17 protein-coding genes are annotated in these 20658 nt (G+C 40.8%); 8 read left to right on the top strand and 9 right to left on the bottom strand.

Going from position 1 to position 20658, the window contains the following annotated elements; all coding sequences use genetic code 11:
• Nucleotides 1–155: 155 nt before the first annotated feature.
• The gene (locus AC5JM2_RS18060; RefSeq protein ID WP_495836227.1) at nucleotides 156–974 is read right to left on the bottom strand and encodes a carbon-nitrogen hydrolase family protein; all 819 of its coding nucleotides are present in this window, start codon (nucleotides 972–974) and stop codon (nucleotides 156–158) included.
• A 481-nt stretch (nucleotides 975–1455) separates the two neighbouring features.
• On the opposite strand from AC5JM2_RS18060, the gene AC5JM2_RS18055 reads away from it, so the two are divergent.
• The 4 genes from AC5JM2_RS18055 to AC5JM2_RS18040 all read left to right on the top strand — a co-directional run bounded on the left by AC5JM2_RS18055 (nucleotide 1456) and on the right by AC5JM2_RS18040 (nucleotide 5957).
• A complete protein-coding gene (locus AC5JM2_RS18055) occupies nucleotides 1456–1653 on the top strand; it encodes a hypothetical protein (protein WP_495836226.1) in 198 nt (65 codons plus the stop codon).
• Nucleotides 1654–1900: 247 nt separating this feature from the next.
• Complete coding sequence (locus AC5JM2_RS18050; RefSeq protein WP_495836242.1) at nucleotides 1901–2566, top strand: hypothetical protein; 666 nt, start codon at nucleotides 1901–1903, stop codon at nucleotides 2564–2566.
• Between the two features lie 66 nt (nucleotides 2567–2632).
• Nucleotides 2633–4432 (top strand): hypothetical protein, encoded by a 1800-nt coding sequence (locus AC5JM2_RS18045; RefSeq protein WP_495836225.1) that lies wholly within the window; start codon nucleotides 2633–2635, stop codon nucleotides 4430–4432.
• Between the two features lie 70 nt (nucleotides 4433–4502).
• Complete coding sequence (locus tag AC5JM2_RS18040; protein ID WP_495836224.1) at nucleotides 4503–5957, top strand: DUF1802 family protein; 1455 nt, start codon at nucleotides 4503–4505, stop codon at nucleotides 5955–5957.
• A gap of 142 nt (nucleotides 5958–6099) precedes the next feature.
• Here AC5JM2_RS18040 and AC5JM2_RS18035 read toward each other — a convergent pair whose 3' ends face one another.
• The 4 genes from AC5JM2_RS18035 to AC5JM2_RS18020 form a co-directional block, all read right to left on the bottom strand.
• On the bottom strand, nucleotides 6100–6570 hold the full coding sequence (locus AC5JM2_RS18035) for a cupin domain-containing protein (protein ID WP_495836223.1): 471 nt from the start codon (nucleotides 6568–6570) through the stop codon (nucleotides 6100–6102).
• A gap of 229 nt (nucleotides 6571–6799) precedes the next feature.
• Nucleotides 6800–8386: a glucose-6-phosphate isomerase gene (locus AC5JM2_RS18030; protein ID WP_495836222.1), complete on the bottom strand. Its 1587-nt coding sequence runs from the start codon at nucleotides 8384–8386 to the stop codon at nucleotides 6800–6802.
• A 249-nt stretch (nucleotides 8387–8635) separates the two neighbouring features.
• The gene (locus AC5JM2_RS18025) at nucleotides 8636–9256 is read right to left on the bottom strand and encodes a Uma2 family endonuclease (RefSeq protein WP_495836221.1); all 621 of its coding nucleotides are present in this window, start codon (nucleotides 9254–9256) and stop codon (nucleotides 8636–8638) included.
• Nucleotides 9257–9295: 39 nt separating this feature from the next.
• A complete protein-coding gene (locus AC5JM2_RS18020) occupies nucleotides 9296–10087 on the bottom strand; it encodes an endonuclease/exonuclease/phosphatase family protein (RefSeq protein WP_495836220.1) in 792 nt (263 codons plus the stop codon).
• 295 nt (nucleotides 10088–10382) lie between these two features.
• Between AC5JM2_RS18020 and AC5JM2_RS18015 the strand changes: the two genes are divergently transcribed.
• The 3 genes from AC5JM2_RS18015 to AC5JM2_RS18005 all read left to right on the top strand — a co-directional run bounded on the left by AC5JM2_RS18015 (nucleotide 10383) and on the right by AC5JM2_RS18005 (nucleotide 14037).
• Nucleotides 10383–11516, top strand: a complete 1134-nt coding sequence (locus tag AC5JM2_RS18015; protein ID WP_495836219.1) for a branched-chain amino acid ABC transporter permease — start codon at nucleotides 10383–10385, stop codon at nucleotides 11514–11516.
• Nucleotides 11506–12291 carry an ABC transporter ATP-binding protein gene (locus tag AC5JM2_RS18010; RefSeq protein ID WP_495836218.1) on the top strand — a complete coding sequence of 262 codons (786 nt, stop codon included), beginning with the start codon at nucleotides 11506–11508 and terminating at the stop codon, nucleotides 12289–12291. The genes AC5JM2_RS18015 and AC5JM2_RS18010 overlap by 11 nt, the downstream gene beginning before the upstream one ends.
• A 339-nt stretch (nucleotides 12292–12630) precedes the next feature.
• Nucleotides 12631–14037: a CHAT domain-containing protein gene (locus tag AC5JM2_RS18005; protein ID WP_495836217.1), complete on the top strand. Its 1407-nt coding sequence runs from the start codon at nucleotides 12631–12633 to the stop codon at nucleotides 14035–14037.
• A gap of 28 nt (nucleotides 14038–14065) precedes the next feature.
• Here AC5JM2_RS18005 and AC5JM2_RS18000 read toward each other — a convergent pair whose 3' ends face one another.
• The gene (locus AC5JM2_RS18000) at nucleotides 14066–14428 is read right to left on the bottom strand and encodes a hypothetical protein (RefSeq protein ID WP_495836216.1); all 363 of its coding nucleotides are present in this window, start codon (nucleotides 14426–14428) and stop codon (nucleotides 14066–14068) included.
• A 535-nt stretch (nucleotides 14429–14963) separates the two neighbouring features.
• Here AC5JM2_RS18000 and AC5JM2_RS17995 point away from each other — a divergent pair.
• Nucleotides 14964–15341, top strand: a complete 378-nt coding sequence (locus AC5JM2_RS17995; protein WP_495836215.1) for a transposase — start codon at nucleotides 14964–14966, stop codon at nucleotides 15339–15341.
• Between the two features lie 143 nt (nucleotides 15342–15484).
• On the opposite strand, the gene AC5JM2_RS17990 is transcribed toward AC5JM2_RS17995, so the two are convergent.
• The 3 genes from AC5JM2_RS17990 to AC5JM2_RS17980 form a co-directional block, all read right to left on the bottom strand.
• Entirely contained in the window at nucleotides 15485–16015 is a 531-nt protein-coding gene (locus tag AC5JM2_RS17990; protein ID WP_495836214.1) for a hypothetical protein, read from the bottom strand.
• Between the two features lie 614 nt (nucleotides 16016–16629).
• On the bottom strand, nucleotides 16630–17397 hold the full coding sequence (locus AC5JM2_RS17985; protein ID WP_495836213.1) for a DUF3598 family protein: 768 nt from the start codon (nucleotides 17395–17397) through the stop codon (nucleotides 16630–16632).
• Between the two features lie 56 nt (nucleotides 17398–17453).
• A complete protein-coding gene (locus AC5JM2_RS17980; protein ID WP_495836212.1) occupies nucleotides 17454–20423 on the bottom strand; it encodes a UPF0182 family protein in 2970 nt (989 codons plus the stop codon).
• Between the last annotated feature and the right edge of the window lie 235 nt (nucleotides 20424–20658).

The raw sequence follows: 20658 nt of genomic DNA, 5'->3' as shown, positions 1-20658 counted from the left end.
TCGCCGAACGGCAAACGGCACCTTCCCCCAGATAAAGGCTACGGTGTACACACAAATCATCGAATGACTCAAAACTCGGAACCTCACCCTGCCCTGTCGGGCATCCCTCTCCTTATAAAGGAGAGGGAAAAATTTTAGCGAAGCGAAAAGTGAAATTACACAAAGACACGGTGTTGTAGGCTAGGCATTTGCCGACGAACTTGTTCTAGTCTGGCTGGGTTGATTTCGGCGATCGCCACTCCTGGCTGCTCACCAGCATCTGCTAATATCACTCCCCAAGGATCTATAATCATCGCGTGTCCGTGTGTTTGACGACGGGCGTAGTTGATGCCAGTTTGTGCTGGAGCTATTACATAGGAAGTATTTTCAATAGCACGTGCTTGCAGAAGGACTTGCCAATGGTCTTTTCCAGTAAAGGCAGTAAAGGCAGCAGGCACAAAGATGATATCTGCACCCTTGTGAGCCATGTATCGGTAAAGTTCAGGAAAGCGAACATCGTAGCAAACCGAAAGTGCTATATTGCCAAGTTCTCGCGAGTAGTGGACAGCTGGTAATTCCTTACCTGCCATAACTGTTGTGGATTCTCGATAAGTATTGCCATCTGGGACGTTGACATCAAACAGGTGTACCTTTTGGTAACGTGCAACTTCTTGACCATTAGGCTCAAGAAGCAAGGCTGTGTTGTAGACTCTAGTACTGGTGTCATCTACAGGAACAGGAAAGCCGCCGCCCAAAATGGTGATTTGAAAACGCTGCGCCATTGTTTTGAGAAATTTTTCTGTTTCTTGGGCGATCGCACTAGCTTGAGCCATTTTTTCATTTTCCTCACCCATAAAGGCAAAGTTTTCTGGCAAACCAATTAATTCAGCACCTTGACGCACGGCTAAATCAATCAATTCCTCTGCCTGTGCCAAGTTTTTTTGTAAATTGGACACACTGGTCATTTGAATCGCGGCGGCTAGATAAGACTTCATACATTCAACAACGAATAATAAAGTTGTGCGAGGTTGGAAACGGTTAAAACAGTGATCAGTTATCAGTTATCAGTGAGCCAGCGCTGCAGGAGGGTCTCCCTCCGTAGGCGATTGGCGAACCCGAAGGGTTATCACAGGATGGGGATTTAAACTCCATTTTGTACCGACCACTTCTATAAAGTGGGGGACTGGAGACTCCCGACTGAAAAACTGGTCAGGTTATAGTTAAAGCTACCAAACTAAGAAAAGTTAACTCTCCCTTAACAAGTGTTTTGTGATGGAATGTTAACAATGGACAAAGTCACCGAGTTGGTTGAACTCATATTTTGCACTCCTGCCAACAACCGCCATAAGTTAGAAACCTATGGCTAATAGTTAAAGTCTTCAAGCATCAGACTAAATACTTACTGAGCAAGGCTTTTAGTCCATTTTAATGGACTTGTGCTGTAAGCGAAGAACTTCAGTTCTAGGCGATACGCACATGCGATCAGCCTCCGCCTTATCGCGTGGTTGCCTTGTTGATAATGCTGCAAAACGTCAGTTGAATCAATTAGTCCAACTGTACTATCAGTTAGGATATGGTCTACACCGTAAAATTCCAGATTTTTCTGGCGCAGGCAATGCCAGACTTATACTCTGGTTTACGAGTAAAGCTGTTAACGAAGCTTATTTTGGATGAAATATAGATTACCAAAATATATCTCGACTGAAAAGAAATTTATTAGAGTTATACGGGTATTTTCTAGAGAGAGTATCACAGCAGGTGGAAACCTGACTAGAAACATTTACGTGCAAGGAAAAGTTTAAGACATTCAGTTCAGGTGATCTTCAAATACTAACTGGAAACTTTACCGCTTTTTTACGTAATTTCCGATATTTGAGCCACAATGATACTAGTTATTCTATAGAGAAAAACCGTGAAAGTAATGTCAGAAAATTTACATATAATTGAGACTCAACTGAAAACTCGTCTTCTTCTGGCTTTGTGGGATTTGGGAGGAACAAAGCAGGAAGTGAAGAAAGGTGAACTCAATAAGCGAATTGTTACTAAGGACAAGAAGGTAGCGTATTATCACAGCATCTTTAAGGAATTGGAGAAACAAGGGGCGATCGCCATCTCCAAAAAAGGCTACTCTCTGGTATCTCCTGTGGGTTTAGAAGTACTGGGTGAGGGTTTGACAAGTCCAGAGTTTAGGTTTGAAGGAAGTATTATCGGAACTTGGGCAGCTAATGCGTTGCTGAAGTGGATAAGTCAGATGAATGGTGCGGTAGCTGCATCTGTATCGGCGAATGGGGTGAAGAGTGAGATGAAATCTTATGACGAGTTTAAACAAGTCGCGTTGGAAGTTTACGACAAACTGAACCGGGACTATAACCTGAATGATTTAGTCGAGATTTATCGGATCAGGAGGGAAGTGGGCGATCGCGTTAGTCGTTCTGAATTCAGTGATTGGCTGTTGGAAATGCAGGCTAATGATGTTTTGCAACTGCAAGGTGGCAGCTTACCAGATAATGATCCAGCCAAACTCGAAGACTCCATCACTACTGAAGTCAGTGGACTACGCTGCTATGCCAAGCGTTTAAACTCATGAAGCTTATTGTCTAACTGCTTTTAATTCTCTACTCCCTCTTGATCAATATTTACTTCACACCACTTCATGTCTAGCTCACCATCTTCAAATGATGATCTCATCAACGCCATTAAAAGTCAAAACCCGTTTGACAGACCTTTAGTAGTTAGGAGCCAAGATGTATGGACAAAAGGTTTTCCTGACGTTTCCGCCTTAAATGCTCATGCTTCAGACGGTGTTTTTGAGGCAATTGAAAAAGTTCGCACCCGACAGCGACAAGTTGTTGGCATTACGATCACTGCTGAAAAAGGGCTAGGAAAAAGCCACCTCATTAGTCGCATTCGCCACCGCTTGCAAAGCGATGGTAGTGCTTTGTTTGTCTATATGAGTGAGTGTGGAGATTTAAATCGAATTAAAGCTGAATTTTTGCGAACCTTAGCAATTAGCCTCAAACAAATTGGTAGCAAAGGAGTAAGCCAGTGGCGGGAATTGGCAACAGCTCTTCATAATGAAGCTTTTAATCAAAGCTACACTCCTAAAAGCATGGTTAGTAGATTTGGTGAAGCATTGACACGAAATTCCAAGGTAGCTGAGCATATGAGGGATAGAGTGCTTGCTATTAAGCCTGACATCGAAAACCCTGACATTATCACCGCGATTTTTTGGACACTTTCCTCTGAGCCGGGTTATGAACTTTTTGCCATAAACTGGCTTGCTGGAAAAAGCTTACCGCAGTCAAAAGCGGATGCAATGGGTTTATCAAACCCCAGTACCGAAGATAAAGAAGCAGACTCCTTCAGCACGATTCGTCAAATTCTCGACTTAATTAGTGATTACAAACCGATAGTAGTTTGTTTTGACGAATTAGATGTCCCAGAATGTAGTGATGCAGGCTTCACTAAAGCACAAGTTGCTGCTGGCTTGGCTAAAGACTTATATAACAGTATTAAACGTGGTGTTCTCCTAACGGCTATGTTTCCTGAAACCTGGAATCATCAGGTAAAAGCCTTGCCTTATGCTGAATCAGTCACAGATAGGATAGGTGAAAAATTTCTGGAGTTGACATATCTTAATTCCGATGATGTTGTTGCTTTAGTCTCCCAATGGTTAAAGGATTTCTATGATGAAAAGGATCTAACACCGCCTCATAAAGTTTATCCCTTTGATGAAGGTAAACTGAGGGAACTGGGAAAAGAAAGACCAATTGTAAGAAAAGTTCTGCAATGGTGTAAAGAAAACTGGAATGCCCCATCTAAACCCCCGGTGGAAGCTGCTTACAACAAGGAACTTGCAGATCTTGAGAACAGCATAGAAGATTATATGGAGAATAAAACTAAACTGGCTGAAGCGCTCCGTTTAAGCATCTCAAGCCTCATAGGACAAATTGTAGAAAAGGTACAAATTGAGGACATCGCAGAAGTTAAAGTTAAAAGTGCAGACAAAGGATACTTTGACTTCAAAATTTGTGGAAAAGAAAACGGCAAGGTTGTCAAAATTGGGGTAGCGGTTCTTCAGGAATCAGGGGGAATGTTTGTCCAGGCAACATTGAAACGGTTAATCGACTACAAAAAATTTGATTTTACTCGTGGTTGCTTAGTTCGTTCTAAGCAATTTAGCCGTAATGCTGCTAAAGCTAAACAGTATTTGACTCAACTTTTATCTCCTCAGCTGGGTGGAGAATGGGTGATGTTGAAGAAGGAGGACATTCAGCCACTTTTAGCAATTAATTCTGTCATGAATGCTCGTGAAGATTATGAATTAAGCAAAGAGCAAATCATTGATTTCATCGAGCAGAAGCGGATAGCGTTGGACAATTATCTAATTCGTGAAATCCTCAGCGATCCATCCGGACAGATTCCTGACGAAGCAATTGATGAAGATATTTGAAAAGACAAGGTAAATCTACCAGAAGTCACGGATATCGTAGGTGTGGGTATACAAGATTGCTTGAAGAATAATGAGTAATGATGTTTTAATCAATACCGCTTTGCGCTTGGCTGCACCAGACATTGAGGCTTTGTTGCGAGGACAAATGATTGCAGCAATACTCCAGATGTTTATATATCCAGGACGGCAGTTTGCACTATGTCCAGCTGATGCTTCAATAAATCTGTTGTCAATTGAGCAGTACTATCACTCAGGTTTTTTGCCGATAGCCCAAACCTCTGTTGCTGAGGTGAGTACTGAAACAGCTTTGATTAAAGCCTGGGCGAGATGCGAAGTCTGCCAACCTATGGATGATGCCAAATCTTTAGCTGCTTTATCTTTGCTAACGATTTGGACACAAGAAGCTTTACAAGAAATACTCAAGCAACGGCAAAACATTTTTCTCGCTTACCTGCGCGTCTATTACCTGCCTGAAGCAATTGAAGTTCCTGTCAAGAAAAACAGTCAATTCATTGCTTTACCTTATCCTCTGACAGTTTCTCAAGCAAACCCCGTGTTGAGCGATCGCACCTTCGGCATCCGCAAACACCAACTAGAAACACGTCAACCGCCACCGCACCCAGAATTAGAAAACTTGCAAAGTGCTTTAGCCTCCCTTGCCATCACCAACCCAGCCGCTAAACAATTAGATCAAGATATCAAAGCATTTTTAGGCTGGACTACTGAGCAACTTATCCAGCAAAGCGATCCAGATTTAGCTTGGATAAATTGCATAGCAGCGTTAGGCTATCGCAGCATAGAACAAGATAAAGGCAAAAGCAACTACCAAGCTGGTACAGACTTTGAAGATATAGCACGCCGCAGTCTTGAGTTTTTAGGATTTAAGGTTGAATCTGATTACAAAGGCGGTGCTGGAGGCTTAGATTTATTTTGTTCAAAACCGTATTCCTTAGTTTGCGAATGTAAGGCAGGTAAAAGTATTCCTGATCGTACAGTTGAGGAATTAGACAGAATTGGCAAAAGACATCTTAAAGAAAATTATATTAACACTGTTCGGTTGATTATTGGTCCTGGTAAACCGACTAAACAACTTCAAGCATCGGCTGTAATATCTAAAATCAGTATCATCAATGCTATGACTTTACAGAAGTTAGTTGAACTACAAGCAAAATATCCTGGTTCGGTTGACTTAATTGAACTACAAAAATATCTTGCTCCTGGACAGATTGACTACAATATTGATGAATATATTGAAAAAGTTAAAAGACAAATTCAATTGCGATCGCATTTAGTGCAGCTTGTAAAAAAATATCTAGAAAATACAGGTTTTGAAAGAGCCAGTGTTGATTCCCTTCATGGTGCGTTCAGCGCCACTTCACTTAATAAATTACAGCCTCAAGAAATGCACGAAATTCTTGTTGAGCTTTCCTCACCTTTAACTGGCTACTTGGGAAGAATTAAAGGTAATGATTGGAAAGGCGATCGCTTTTACTTCCTACGCGACTTACCAACTCCTCAAAATTAGCTCTATATTCTTTCCTTGGCGTTCTTTGCGTCTTGGCGGTTCCTTTCTCTTAAAATTTACTATCCCAAAGGTTAGTATGAAAAACAAAAAAAATTAAGGTGGACTACTTAACCCACCCTCAATGCAACTTAACTCAAACAATCTATACTGGAGTCGCCCCATAATTCTTGACTTGATTTGTGATTTCCAAATTCTTTAACGCCGCTTGGGCTGCTTCTAAGTCATAAGGAAATGGTCGTTTATGGGGAATGTAATCCCGTGGTTGAGGTGGTTTGTGACGCAGCACTGCATTCACCAAAACACACGGTTCTGAACTCAAATTAATCGCCCCGTGCAAAACTCCCGGCGGAATTGTCACGACTACAGAATGGTCTTCACTTAAAGGGATATACTGGTATTGTTTATCCAGCAATGTCGCAAGGACAAAGTGTCCTTTAACAACTAGCAATTGGTCTGTATGTGTTTTGTGAACAAATAAATCATCTATTGTGTTGGGTGGAATTTGTACCAGCATTGTTTCATGACTGGCTTGAGCTGTAAAGAACTCTACCATCCCTCCCTTACTAGATTCCAGCCTACGGATTTCAATTCCCCTGAATTTAGTTTTACTCATATCAGTATCCTAAAAGAGCATCGTAATAATTGAAGCTTTACCTTCAATATTAGATGCTCTCTTATAAGAAATTGTTACTTCAGCAACAAAATGGCGCAAAAGTATGATATGGGGTCTACATCAGTTACCAGTTACCAGTTACCAGTTACCAGTTATCAGTTATCAGTTTCACTGTTTCTTACTCACTGTTCACTGTTCACTGTTTACTGATAACTGTTCACTGTTTTAATCAGCTAACAGAAATCTTCAAACTGCTGGGTTCTGCTAGATCTCCTTGCAACACGACTCCGCGCTGATTTGCGTATAAATGACGCACAATCTTGTAAATAGCTTCGATTTTGTCTGTTGCACCTGCTTTTTGAGCAATTTCCTCTATGGAGAGGGCTGTTTTTTCTGTTTGCAAAACTTTGACGACTTGTTTTTGCAAGTCCAGAATTGCAGCTGCAGCTTTTTTACCAGCTTCTACGCCTGGTTGGTGGTAGGCGTTGATGTTCACTAAGCTGGCATATAAGCCTACAGCGCGATCGTATAAAGCAATAAGCGCACCAACTGTCCGGGAATTCACTTGGGGAATAGTCACAGTAATCGAGTCGCGCTGGTTTTCATAAAGCGCTTGTCGGGTTCCTTGCAAAAAACCAGAGAGATAGTCGCCTATTGTAACTCCAGGTTCAATTTCTGAAGATGGTTCGTTGCGGTCTTCTAAAACTTCAATGAATGTGGCAAAGAAATTTGGCACACCCTCACGCAACTGCTGAACATAAGCGTGTTGGTCGGTTGAGCCTTTGTTGCCATAAACGGCGATACCTTGGTGAACGACGTTGCCTTCTAAGTCTTTCTCCTTACCCAAGGATTCCATCACCAGCTGTTGCAAATACCGACTGAAAAGAAGTAAGCTGTCTTTGTAGGGTAGGACAACCATGTCTTTTTCGCCTCGTCCATTGCCAGCATAATACCAAGACAAAGCTAACAATGCGGCTGGGTTTTGTTTGATATCAGCTACGCGGGTGGCGTCATCCATCTGTTTTGCACCGTCTAGCATGGCGAGAATATCAACGCCTTGCAACGCCGCTGGTAGTAACCCGACAGCAGATAATTCTGAGGTGCGTCCTCCCACCCAGTCAAACATGGGAAATCTTGCGAGCCAGCTTTCGGATTTTGCTTGTTCGTCCAGCTTACTACCTGGCATGGTAATGGCGATCGCATAATTAGCAAAGTCCAAATTCTGTCGAGCGTAAGCCTTTTTAACTTCAATCATGCCATTACGCGGTTCTGGCGTTCCGCCAGACTTGGAAATCACCAATACCAAAGTGCTGGCAAGACGGTTTCTCAAATGATTTATAACGCGGTCAATTCCTGCTGGATCGGAATTGTCAATGAAGTGAATTCCCAGCGGGGGGAAGTCTGAGGCTAACGCTTCCGCAACAAATTGGGGACCTAAGGCAGAACCACCAATACCAATAGAGATAAGATCAGTGAAGCGAGGCGCTTTTGGAGGATGAATTCCACCGGTGTGGACTTTTTCGGCAAATACTTCGATTTGCTCTATGCTGTCTACGATTTCTTGTGTGAGTTCTGGCGTAGGGGCTAAATCAGGATTTCGTAGCCAGTAGTGTCCAACCATGCGGTCTTCATCTGGATTGGCGATCGCCCCCTTCTCAAGTTCCGCCATATCTGCAAAAGCTTTTTCAAACTTCGGCTGCAATTTCTCTACAAAGGCGTCGTCAAACCGCATCCGGCTCACATCTAGGTATAGTCCCAATCCTTTATGGAAATATAACCATTTCTGGTATCGTTGCCAAAGTGCCGTAGCGTCCATAGGGGAATCTCAGGTAAAGTGATTTTCAAAAACAAGTTTAAGCCAAGGTGCTAACAATCCCTGTCTACCTTATACAGTTTTAAGTGTTGGCTGAATTCTTGACCTTAAACATCTGGCATAAGTATGACCTCACCAGAATTTTCTCATGAGACAAAGGCAGATGAGCACAAGGGAGAAGGGAGTAGGAGAAGATGAGAAAATTTTCACTGGCTGGTATAAGCAGTTCATCATGGCTACTTGCCAAATAAACTACATGGGAACAGATTGTCCTGCTGTAAAGACTTGTTTTGCCGTGAGTTGCAAGTTGGGAAAGGTTAAGGAAACAAGTTGGTCGTTATTTTGAAATAACTGTTTTTGATACTCATCCTCTACTAGGGTACAAATTGTCACCGTTGGCTGCTTAGGTTTACCAATATATTCTTTACCACCAATGCCCAGATAATCGACAATCCAATACTCTGCTACCCCGAAGGTGGCGTAATCTTCAACTTTACGGGCGTAGTCGTTTTGCCAGTTTGTACTGACGACTTCAGCAATGAGTTTAATTGAGTTTCCTAATGTAATAACAGGTTCTTTTTGCCACAACGGCTCATTTATCAGTCGAGTTTGGTCTAACACAATGAGATCGGGACGAAATGCGGTATCTGTCCCTAACAATTGAATCAGGCATCGATGGGGAATAAAATAGGTTGCATTCTGGCGGTCAATTTCTACATTCAGTTTTCGTCCAATAAAGGCGGATACCTGCTCGTGTGGTCCAGTAGGTTCTATCTCGATTAATTCACCATCGATTAACTCATAGCGATCGCGATCGCCGTAGTAGGTAATAAATTCATCAACAGTTAAAAGTTTGGGCGCTGATTTCACCATTGTGATTGTTCCCGATAATTCTTGCCTACCCAGAGTTTTTTAAACTAATTCTAAGTCAGCAGCAATGCCAAAGTGGTCGGAAGGGTACAAAGTGCGGCTTTCCCGTGCAGGCTGGTTAAGAATGACTTTGCACGAACGTACCCGTAAATGTTGATTGATGAAGATGTAGTCTAAGGTACCGCGCCAGGGTCGTAAAGTGCGATTAGATATTAAGTCCCGTACAAGTTGGCGCAATGCCTTTTTCCAGCTACGGCGAGCAAGAGGTGTAGGACAGGTGTATTCTGGTTCTTGTCCGTGGTACTCAGCATAAGCTGATGTAAAATGTTGTTTCATCAGCATGATAGCTGGAGTTTGGGGTGTGCCATTAAAATCACCCACTGCGACGATTGGTATGGACGATGGAAACTTACCTAACCAGTCAATGAGTAACTGCACTTGTTTAGTACGTTCTAGATGATCACCCGGATACCAGTAATAATGTCCGTTGCAAAACACCAATGGCTGACCATCCAAATTAACTTGCACATATTGAGCAACTCGTCCCTGAGTTTGTAAATCCAGAACTGCTTCTTCCACAAATGGGTGGCGACTGAGAATCGCATTTCCCACCCCCATGTCGTTGATACCTGTTGAACGACTGTCTGGAATTAGGTGCACGTATGGCATATTAAGTTCACTTGCAAGCCAAGTAGCTGTGTTTTCTGGCAGCTTAACTTCCTGTAAAGCAATCAGGTCAGCTTGCTCTGCCTGAAGTCCATCAACTAACAGGGTTCGCCGTTGCTCCCAGTCTGCCATGTCGTACAAGATGTTGATTGTAACAAGCTTAACCATTTAGTAGTGCCATGAAACGTATTTTATTTGACACTCTTAGGCTTTTGTAAATATTATTACGCTTACTTTTACAATTTTTTATAAAGATAATTATTAATGTGTAATTATACATTTATCAATGCATAATGTCAAGGAATGATTAATGACTCATCATTCCTTGATGGTACAAGCTGCCGGATAAATTCTTTGGAACTAATCCATAAGTTAAGATCCAAAATTCCCAAAAAAGGGATCTGTCCGTGGAATAAATCCAAAATCTAAAATCTAAAATCCAAAATTGTCTGACTCATGACGTATGGCTGAATATCTCATTTTCTTAACGATTTCTACTTCAATTTTTGCATTGTTTGGTTTGGGGCTGAACTTACAGTGGGGCTTTACGGGTTTGATTAACTTTGGTCATGTTGCCTTTATGACGCTGGGCGCATACACCACTGTATTATTAACCTTAAAAGGAGTTCCTTTGGTGCTGTCAGCAATCATTGGTGCAGTTATGGCAGCATTATTAGGATTGCTCATTGGTTTCTCGACTTTGCGCTTGCGAGAAGACTACCTAGGAATTGTGACTATTGGTGTTGGCGAACTGATTCGTCTGGTGGTGAATAACCAGGATTTGCCTGTTGGTAATGAGTGGAAAGCTGGAGCATTTGGTGTCCAAAGTTATCCTATACCGTTGGCAACTCTTGTCCCTAATCTGTTCATCAAACTTTTGTTGATTGGGCTGTTGACGCTACTTGCGCTGATTACTTTATGGCAGTTATGGCGGTGGGTTGGTGTTTCTAGAGTGTCAAATTCTGCGAAGTCACACAAGAAAGTCGGTAGTAAGCAAGAATTTATATCACACCTAGTTATAGGAGTTTTTTTAGCACTGTTAACAGTGGCAATTTATATATCTGGTGTTATGGGCTTGTATGACTACAAGCCCACAACAGGTTTGATGTTGGTATCACTTATAGTATTGGCTTTTGTCTTCTGGCGGTTGGAAATTTTAGTGCGATCGCCTTGGGGTCGAGTTCTTAAAGCTATCCGCGAAGATGAAGAGATTCCCAAAGCTTTAGGAAAAAACGTCTTTTGGTATAAACTACAATCACTGATGCTCGGAGGTGCGATCGCAGGTCTTGCAGGTGCTTTTATCGCATGGCAACTTAGCGCAATTTACCCAAATAATTTTGAGCCGATAGAAACTTTCACTGCTTGGATTATCGTCATTTTAGGTGGTTCTGGTAGTAATCTCGGCACAGTCTTGGGTGCAGTGCTTTACTTTATGTACTATGAAGGTACGCGCAACTTGGATAAAATTCTCCCTATTGATTCAGATCGTTTAAGTGCGTTGCGGATCATGATCATCGGTCTTATCTTGATGGTACTGATGATTTGGCGTCCTCAAGGTATCTTAGGGAAAAAGGAGGAACTCACCCTTGGTAAATAACGAGTCATCCCAATTTCCTCTGTTGGCTGCAACTGGACTTTGTAAAAACTTTGGTGGTCTTAAGGCTGTAGAAAACGCCGAAATTCAAGTACCAAGTGGTAGCATCACTGGATTGATTGGGCCTAACGGTGCAGGCAAAACAACATTATTTAACTTACTCTCAAGTTTCATCCGTCCAGACAAGGGACGAGTCACTTTTAATGGTGAACCGATACAGAACTTGCAGCCATACCAAATTGCCCAGAAGGGAATGGTACGTACCTTTCAGGTAGCGCGAACTCTCTCGCGGTTGTCAGTGCTAGAAAATATGCTGCTAGCAGGACAAAAGCAAACAGGCGAGAAATTTTGGCAAGTCCAATTCCAACAACCCAAAATTGCCAAAGAACAAAAAGAATTCCAAGAACGAGCACTTTTCCTCTTAGAGTCAGTAGGATTGGCACACAAAGCATATGATTACGCTGGAGGGTTATCAGGGGGACAGCGCAAGTTGCTGGAAATGGGAAGAGCACTGATGACTGAGCCTAAGTTAATCTTATTGGATGAACCAGCCGCTGGGGTAAATCCGAGACTGATTGATGAGATATGCGATCGCATTACTGGCTGGAACAACAGTGGTATGACTTTTTTAATCATCGAGCACAATATGGATGTGATCATGTCGTTGTGCGATCGCGTTTGGGTGCTAGCCGAAGGACAAAATCTCGCTGACGGAACAGCACAAGAAATTCAAAATCATCCAAAAGTTTTGGAGGCTTATCTGGGTAAGTCAGAATAGGAGCACAAGTAGCAAAGTGCGATCGTTCCCAGGCGCTTTGCTTGGGAACGATTGTATAAGGATGTCTTACCAAGTCACTTTAAGGTTGCTACAAATGGGCAGCCGATCCGCTTTGCAAGGGATAAAATGATTTATAGCCGCTATTTTGCTAAATCGGGCACAAGCCTCTCATCTAAAAATCTCCGGGAGTGTGAAAGCTTCGCAACTTCAGTTCGGGGAGCATAAGCAGAATCTGTGCTATTGTTTATACAACTTAAAGGAAAATTTGTTAATAAACAAGCTAATTTTTAAAGGATACTGTCATGCCAGAAGAAAGCCGCATTGGACTAGCAGAGCTAATTGAACAAGTCAAGTTATCCTTGGGAGTTAGTGCATAATGGTCAAAAATTTTTAGCACAGGAGCGTGTTACTTTTTCGCGGTATATTGCTCATCGCACTACACAACCTAATTTATTACCTGTTGATAAGATTAATGTACTACTAATCTCGTCGGTAGCTTTTGATTTAGAAAATAAACTAAAGCCGTTCTCTAGCAATGAACAAGAAGCAATACGCAAAGGTATTGATAAAGCTAAGCGAAAAAAATTAGTTTCTCTCACAAAACTTAAGGTGGCTAAGTTCAATGAATTACGTGTTTATTTAACTGAGAATCGGGATAATAAAGCTCCTCATGCGATCCATTTTGATGGACATGGTATATATGGAAAGCGTTGTACTTCTGATAAATGTAAAAAAATTAATCCCGGCATCAAAAGAGAAAAGTGCAAATGGTGCGGTTCTTCTCTAACTAGTCCTGAAGGATATTTAGTTTTCGAGGATGATGAAGGCCAAGCTGATTACGTCAGTGCTAGCAAGTTTGGCGATTTAATACAGCAAACTAGTTTTGGTAATGAAAAGCAACGGGGTGTATTCTTAGTAGTACTTAGCGCTTGCAAATCTGGGATGGCGTTGGCTGGTGATTCAAATTTTAATGGTATTGCTCAAAATTTGATTAGTCGGCAAGTACCTGCAGTCGTGGCGATGCAATATCTTATCAGCGTACCTGCTGCGACTGCTTTTGCGGAGCAGTTTTATCGCTCTTTAGGTCAACGAAATCTTTTGGCTACCGCAGTAAGTCATGCTCGTGAGGCAATGGGTTTTGATAGTAATCAATGGTATCGCCCAGTACTCTACCTACGTTGGAAGGATAACGAAGGCGGAAAACTTTTTACTGAGTCGTCAGCATCCGTCTCACCACATCAAATAGAGCAGCAAGTCATTCAATATTTAGCTAATCAACGAGATTCTGTAATATCTACGGAAGTTTCTGTAGAGTTGAGTAATGCGGTAGATGAAGTAGTAGAATCTGTAATAAAACCAACTCAATTCCTTAATCGAGCAGAAATATGGTTGGAGGATGAAAATTTTAGATGGGAGTTAGCATCTAAACTCGCAAAGAAAACTTTAAAAGTAGAAAATTTAAGAATTTACAAAAGTTCAGAAGCTAAAAAGCAAGCAAAATATCGGTATCAAGTTAACTTGTATAATTGTCTAAATTGGCTTTTAGAGGCATTTAAAACTTGGCAAGCTAAAGAAATAGATAACTTTTACTCCTATTTGATTGAGTTTCCTTGTAAACTTTATATTGATGCTCTGAATCTTTTTAAAAATACTGCATCAGAAGATTTTGTTGATGACAGAAGTGTGATTAGTGTCATACATTTATATGTTGATATCCTTATAGATAAAATCACTAAAATGAGATAAATATAAAAAATGTTGTTGAAGAAATGAGTTACCATATTTTTTTTCGTTTATATGATTTTTTCCTCCAATGACCTATTACTAATCTTCCGTTTCTATAATGTTGTTTAACCCAGCTATAACCGTCTCTACCGTTATAACTAAATTGCTGGCTTAGTTGCAATTCTTCGGATGATTCTTTTATTGTTGATTTTTTTTGAGAATAAATATTTGTTTGAGGAGGAGGTTTTGGTTCAAATTGTTTATTACTAGCTTGATAAGTTTTGAGGCTTTCTATTGCTAATCCTAAGTACAATACAGTTTGTTGTACTTCTGAAGACTGCAAACTAATTAATCTTGAACGAATTCTCTCCAAAGTTTCTATAAATTGAGTTAAGTAATCTTTTACTGTCATGTTTTTAAAACTATATATGAGTAAATATATTAATTGTCATTTTTTTTATTTTCATAATAAATCTTGAAAATTATTGACCTATTTACCAACTCATATTTCAGATTAATAGTTCCTTTGGGAGAAGTCACTACCGCTAACTAGGACAGTCATTCACTAACAGAATTTTTAAGTCAAAAACTAAGAAATTTAGTCAAGAAAAACTAATACCAATAAATATATAGCAGTCCTAAATCATCCGTGAACAACAAGATTGCCGACTTCTTTAAAAAGTCGGCAATCTGAGCATGCGCTATTTTCACAAATCAAATAGGATTGCTATATGAGATAAATGTTCACTTTTTTCAAATTGACTTTTGATGCTAAAAGGAGATAAACGGTATCTGAATCACTTTTTTATAGTATAAAATAATACTCTTTTAAAATGTAGACTGTGGTGATATAGCAAAATCAAATACGCAAGAGACTGTCATCAGACCATCTTGCCATTAGCTAGAAATCTTAACGAATCTTAAAGCTCAAAACACTGAGCTTTAAGATGAGAAACAATAACGATAAGTATCTTACCCTTCTTGAACAAATTCGCTGGGGTGCAAAGCCTAAGTGTCCTTATTGCGAATCAACAAATGCGACACCATATAAGGGGGAACGGAGATACCACTGTAATACTTGTTATACTTCATACAGTATTAGCGTCGGTACGCTATTTCATAAAACTCATGTCAGTTTGGAAAAATGGTTTTTAGCAATTCGCCTTATCCTAAATTCGCCAGAAGGTATCAGTGTCCGTAAACTGGCTAAAGAAGTGGGAGTTAACAAGAATACTGCCTGCTATATGATTGAGCGTGTCTATAAAGCTGCATCTGAAGAGCAGGAACTTATCCAAAAGCTTGTAAATATTCATCGGTTTAATTGACAGATACTTGTCAATTAAACCGGAAGCCCACATCTACTCGAACCGAGGTGTAGGTCGTTCACAGAAATGGTATTACACACAGAAACTTTTTTTGGGTTTCTGTGTGTAACTCGTCGGCTTAAGCCTTGAATCACTGTGATTCTTCAAGCATCAACGCGCTTACCATATCTTTGAGTGAATCCCAAAGCAGATTGAGCAGAGGGTAATGTAGAAGTCGCTGTTTGTGCAGTTAATTGACTCACTGTTATTGGTTGAGTCTCATACTCCGTGCTAGTAATCACCAGCGGTGTGGTAACGGCTTGAGAAAATGTGGCTTCCTCTGGATTTTTTGTGGAAATGCGTGGTGCAGTCTGTTTAGGACTTGTATTTGCAGTAGATACTGCTGTTTGAACTTTACTCTCGTCTTCGTCTAGGAACCATCTGAGTTGAGAAAGCATCGGACTGGATGGTGAAACTTTCAGCGTGTGAATTTGAGAGTCTTTTTCCGAAATTTGCTTTTGGAGATTGGACAACTGGTTTTCTAACTCAGAAGATTGACGTAAAGAATTTTGCCATGTCCACAATACAGCACCCGCAAGTCCTAGTCCAAAACTGAATGCAGCTCCCACTCCTGGAGAAACAAAATCCTTTAGTTCCCCATAGAAAAGTTCTTGCTCCCCTAGTTGGACTTTCACAGGCTTAGACCCTTGTAGGGCTAAAAGTAACATAAAAGAGGCAAAAAGCGTGCCTGATATCACTACGGTCGGGAGTAAGATTTTTTTAAGCATAACGAAAGCCTACTGGTATCAACGTGTCAAAACAACTTAATCAAAAACCCGTAGCCGTGCTCAAAGGCTGTACCTGCTACCTAAAAAAATTTCAAAATCCGAAATCAAAGTAACAGAGCGATACGGATTATACTTAGGTTCTCATCCAAAGTTAGTAAATTTATGGTCTATATGTTTATAAAATTTTGATAAAGTATACTCTGATTTTATGAATTTTTTGTATGGCAATTCTTCTAAGTCCTTATAAATACGTATTCAAGTATCAAAAATATCATAAAACACTGATATAGAAAAGATAACGCCAATTCTTGAGAAAGCGCAAAGCCCTACAGGTATGTCCTATGCCTACGCCACGTCTACGACGTGCGCTTTATGCATACGTAGTTCGCCCAATTGTTCAGGATGAGGCGAGTAGCGAAAGTTTCTGTATGCTTAAATCTGCGATTGACCGAAACAATTTTAGATTTTAAATTTTAGATTTTAAATTGGGGAGCCAATTCCGAACTATTGTCTCCATCTGATTAGGATTCGTACACTTGAAGCAAAAAGCGACTAAATTCGGAATTGTCAAAGTGGCGAATTCCACGGAACAACTTGTTTGAAGCCGCCTGCCAATCGACAATCAGATCCATGACGCTGTTGCTTTCAATCCTCAAGGGACAACTAATCGAGCCTCCTGGCAAGTGAAATATCTGATTATTGCCACATTCGTTCTCCAGGGGTTGCCATCCAATTTCCTCTGGAGAGGATGTGACTAGATCGGGGGTTATCTGTTTGACAGTCCCCTGCCAAACGCCGTCAGGTTGAATCACACCAGGATCTGGAAGCGCTTCTAGAAAGCTGCCTAATTGCTCAGAGATCACTGTCATGTGCTGCAACTCACCACTTTGTTTGTAAACAGCGGTAAGGCTCGTCCTCCTGTTGTCATGCGTGAAACCTGTTTCAAAGAAGGGAGCATCAGCTGTGATTGTTGTACTTCCCCAGGAAAAGCTGTTGTCTAGAAACAAAATGGTAAAGTGATGCCCATTAAAAGATAGACCTGTACTAGTATAAGGACCAGCATTTTGTAGTTTAGTCTTTCCATCAGGATAAGTGTAGTAGTTTTGTTGAGTTATCTGGCTACCATCTTCACTGAGGTGAAATGATCGAACACACTTGAAGGAGTTGATTGAGTGTCCTTGTGGTGAATATTTAGTCCAGATACCATGCCAGTCGCCTAGATGATACTGGCAGAAATTGTCCCAGTTTTGGATCTGGTTCTTCATTTCAGCAACATTAGACCTTTCCATAAATTAGATATTAATCCAGATAGTGCAAACGTTTAAGATGAATTTTCACCAGATGTCTACTGTACAGGACGCACAATTGGGGGAGTTGTAGGTTGATTTTTTTTAAAGATTGCAGCAAGTGCTTGTTCCAGAGTTTCTGCCATGACAATCCGGTTATTGTAAGCAACAACCACCCTTACAAGTGTTGGCAAGCTGTTTTGTTCAGCTTCTAAATAAAGAGGTTCAACATACAAAAGAGAACGTTCTATCGGAATCACCAACAAATTGCCTTGAATTGCTTTGGAACCTTGGCGATTCCACAGAGAAATTTGCTGCGAAATCACTGGATCTTGATTAATCAAAGCTTCAATTTGCTCTGTTCCGTAAACTAACTGCTGCTTGGGAAACTCGTAAAGCAACATCTTGCCGTATTCTTGTTTATCAGAACGTGCTGCTAACCAAGCAATTAAATTTGCGCGTTGTACAGGCTTGAAAGGTAGTAGTAGAATGAATTCTTCCGATTGTGCTTGAGGCAGTTTCATAATCAGGTAGTAAGGCTGTACCTGCTGCTGTTTGCTACCGTAAATCTCATTAGGAATTTGCCACAAGTCTTCTTGATTGTAGAAAACCTGTGGATCTGTCATGTGATATGTTAATAATCGCTCAGATTGAATACTAAAAAAGTCTTGTGGATACCGAATATGGTTGCGAAGAGCAACTGGCATCTTGTCCAAGGGTTTTAGTAATTTGGGGAAGATAGCCTCTAAAGTATGAACAATTGGATCTGTTGGATCGGCAACATAGAAATTCACACTGCCATTGTAGGCATCAATGACAACTTTTACAGAATTACGAATATAGTTAAATTTATTTTTGCCTGGATCAGAATATGGATAGCGATCGCTCGTGGTGTAAGCATCAATCATCCAGTAAAGATAAGTCTTGTTACCTTTGATATTTGTTCCTTCGCCATCTGCAGTAACTAAATAAGGATCACTGTCGTAGCGTAAAAAAGGAGCGATCGCCTGCACTCGTTCTTTGATATTGCGACGAAACAGCAGCTTTGTTTGCGGTGTAAAATTGCGCGTCAACAGCATCTGCCAATCTTTAAGATATTCCGCAAACACCAAGCGCCGCCATATTGCACCAATTGAGATTCCTCCACGTCCATCGTAAACGTTATAAACGTTATCATTTTCGCTCGGAAAGTCTAATTCCTGAGTTTTTGTCCCCGTCATCACATAATTATTGGTGATTTCGCCATAGTAAATGCGGGGTTGATTAATAGGAATACTTGAGCGAACTGATTCATTCGATATCAGCAAGGAACTCTCGTTACCTGTATTATTAAGTCCAATATCTTTGACGTAGTAGTCAGGTAATCCGCCAGGTGCGACAACATTTACGGGGCTGAGTGTAAAACCGTAGCCGTGAGTGTAGATCAGATGTTGATTTACCCAAGTTTGTGCGACATCTGGTACATCACCGTAGTCTAGTTCTCGCGCTGCGATGATTGTCTGTTGCTTTTGAGCTGTTTGTTGTGGTTTGAGGTTGTAGCGATCAATGTCAGCGCCAGGAAACTTGTAGTAAGGTCGAATTTGTTGCAACTGACGGTTAGTTTCTAGAAGAGGGCGTGTATCCCACAACCGAATGTTGCGAATTGTCAAATCATTTTCTTGCAAATTTGTTGCAGTTAGTTGACCTCGCGGATCAAAAATTTTTGCTTCTATAGCATCTAAATTAAAAGCTTCTCTGGTGAGGGTGATAGTACGCTCAATGTATGGGCGTTCACGACTCAATTCATTTGGCTGGACAACAAAGCGTTGTACTGCTGAGGGTAAAATTTCTCCAGAAACTGCCGCGACAAATATATATAATCCTAGTGCGTAAATGAGTTGAGGTGGATAGAGAATGAGTTTAAAACTTGTTTTCTTTGTTCTAGATAAAAGAATTATTCGCAGTAGGAGATATATGGCGATCGCCACTGCCAAAAAACTCAACCCACTATACATTGGCAACAACACCTTAACATCGGTGTAACTAGCACCATAGATCACCCCACGAGTGGAATACAAAAGTTTATAGTGTGCAAGCCAATAATGCAGGGCAACTGCTAACATGAATAAGCTAGTTAAAGCGTTTAAGTGGAGTCGCTGCGGTGTAGAAAACCCTGTAAATCTTCCTTCACTAAGACTATTTGCCGAACACAAGTAAATGAGCGTTACTGCGCAGACAGCAAAGAGAAACAGTCCCACTAGCCAAAATGCCAACGATTCCCAAATTGGCAAAACAAATACATAAAAGCTAATATCTTTGTGAAATAGCGGCTCTGTGCGGTTAAAACTAGTGCTATGAAAATACTCTAGAACGGTTACCCAATGTGTTGATAACAGAAAACTCAGCAGCAAACAGATGAGGAGTGCGATCGCCCTCAAGCAAAACTCATAATTAATCACAATCGTAATTGTCAACACCAAGAGCACAATTGACTGCACAATTGGGATATTAATCTGCTGTATTTGCATTTGCTGCAACACCTGTTGTAACGAAGGTGTCAATGGCAACTTAGTGGTGGGTAATTGAATATTTGGAAACCACAAATTTAACGCTTGCTGAGCATAGTAAATAAACACTAATCCCACCAGCAAACTCAATGTGATCACCACTGGCAAGAGCAAGCGCAATCCGAGTTGTGACTTCTCAGTGGCGGGGTGCGAAGTCGGAATTTTTAGATTTTGAATTTGAAATTTTGTTAGCGCAGTGGAACGCAGTCCATTTTGAATTGTTTCGTCCCTTTGTCTGCTTGGGGAATACTTCAACCTTGAGGTAACAAGAAAATTGCTGAATAAAAAACCCACTGAGCTGAAAAAGACAACTGCCCACACAATTAGTTGCGTTAACAAGCGCAATAAAAATTCTCGTAAATATCCAACTTCACTAAACCAGAAAATTTCTGCTCCTAGGTGGCAAGTTAAATCAAAAAACAGCCATAGCCCCAACAGCACGATAATCAGTCGATACCCTCGTTTGAATAAGCCACCAACCATTAATCTATGACCAACGCATCGCCAAACTCATTTAAGATCATATTAGATCCCACTGTTCAGCGATAGATATAGTAGTTAGTAGATTTTAAGATTAGTTTCTTTGCACTTTTTATTGCCTGTTTTGAAGCGAGAGGTTCTGCCTGTCGTCTTCACTAGGAACGTGCATATAGTCAATTAACATATTTAATTTTGATAAAATTTTCTTTAAGCGTATAAAAACTATACTTGATGCTGT

Source organism: Brasilonema angustatum, from assembly GCF_059505445.1.
The sequence above is the reverse complement of the archived record's forward strand: the minus strand, read 5'-3'. Positions and strand labels throughout refer to the sequence as shown.

Bases quoted from the DNA above. Each gene is read 5' to 3' on its own strand.
- AC5JM2_RS18030 (WP_495836222.1), bottom strand. From the start codon at position 8,386: ATGGACGCTACGGCACTTTGGCAACGATACCAGAAATGGTTATATTTC.
- AC5JM2_RS18020 (WP_495836220.1), bottom strand. From the start codon at position 10,087: ATGGTTAAGCTTGTTACAATCAACATCTTGTACGACATGGCAGACTGG.
- AC5JM2_RS17980 (WP_495836212.1), bottom strand. From the start codon at position 20,423: ATGGTTGGTGGCTTATTCAAACGAGGGTATCGACTGATTATCGTGCTG.
- AC5JM2_RS18060 (WP_495836227.1), bottom strand. From the start codon at position 974: ATGAAGTCTTATCTAGCCGCCGCGATTCAAATGACCAGTGTGTCCAAT.
- AC5JM2_RS18045 (WP_495836225.1), top strand. From the start codon at position 2,633: ATGTCTAGCTCACCATCTTCAAATGATGATCTCATCAACGCCATTAAA.
- AC5JM2_RS18055 (WP_495836226.1), top strand. From the start codon at position 1,456: ATGCGATCAGCCTCCGCCTTATCGCGTGGTTGCCTTGTTGATAATGCT.
- AC5JM2_RS18050 (WP_495836242.1), top strand. From the start codon at position 1,901: ATGTCAGAAAATTTACATATAATTGAGACTCAACTGAAAACTCGTCTT.
- AC5JM2_RS18035 (WP_495836223.1), bottom strand. From the start codon at position 6,570: ATGAGTAAAACTAAATTCAGGGGAATTGAAATCCGTAGGCTGGAATCT.
- AC5JM2_RS18025 (WP_495836221.1), bottom strand. From the start codon at position 9,256: ATGGTGAAATCAGCGCCCAAACTTTTAACTGTTGATGAATTTATTACC.
- AC5JM2_RS18000 (WP_495836216.1), bottom strand. From the start codon at position 14,428: ATGACAGTAAAAGATTACTTAACTCAATTTATAGAAACTTTGGAGAGA.
- AC5JM2_RS18015 (WP_495836219.1), top strand. From the start codon at position 10,383: ATGGCTGAATATCTCATTTTCTTAACGATTTCTACTTCAATTTTTGCA.
- AC5JM2_RS17985 (WP_495836213.1), bottom strand. From the start codon at position 17,397: ATGGAAAGGTCTAATGTTGCTGAAATGAAGAACCAGATCCAAAACTGG.
- AC5JM2_RS17995 (WP_495836215.1), top strand. From the start codon at position 14,964: ATGAGAAACAATAACGATAAGTATCTTACCCTTCTTGAACAAATTCGC.
- AC5JM2_RS18040 (WP_495836224.1), top strand. From the start codon at position 4,503: ATGAGTAATGATGTTTTAATCAATACCGCTTTGCGCTTGGCTGCACCA.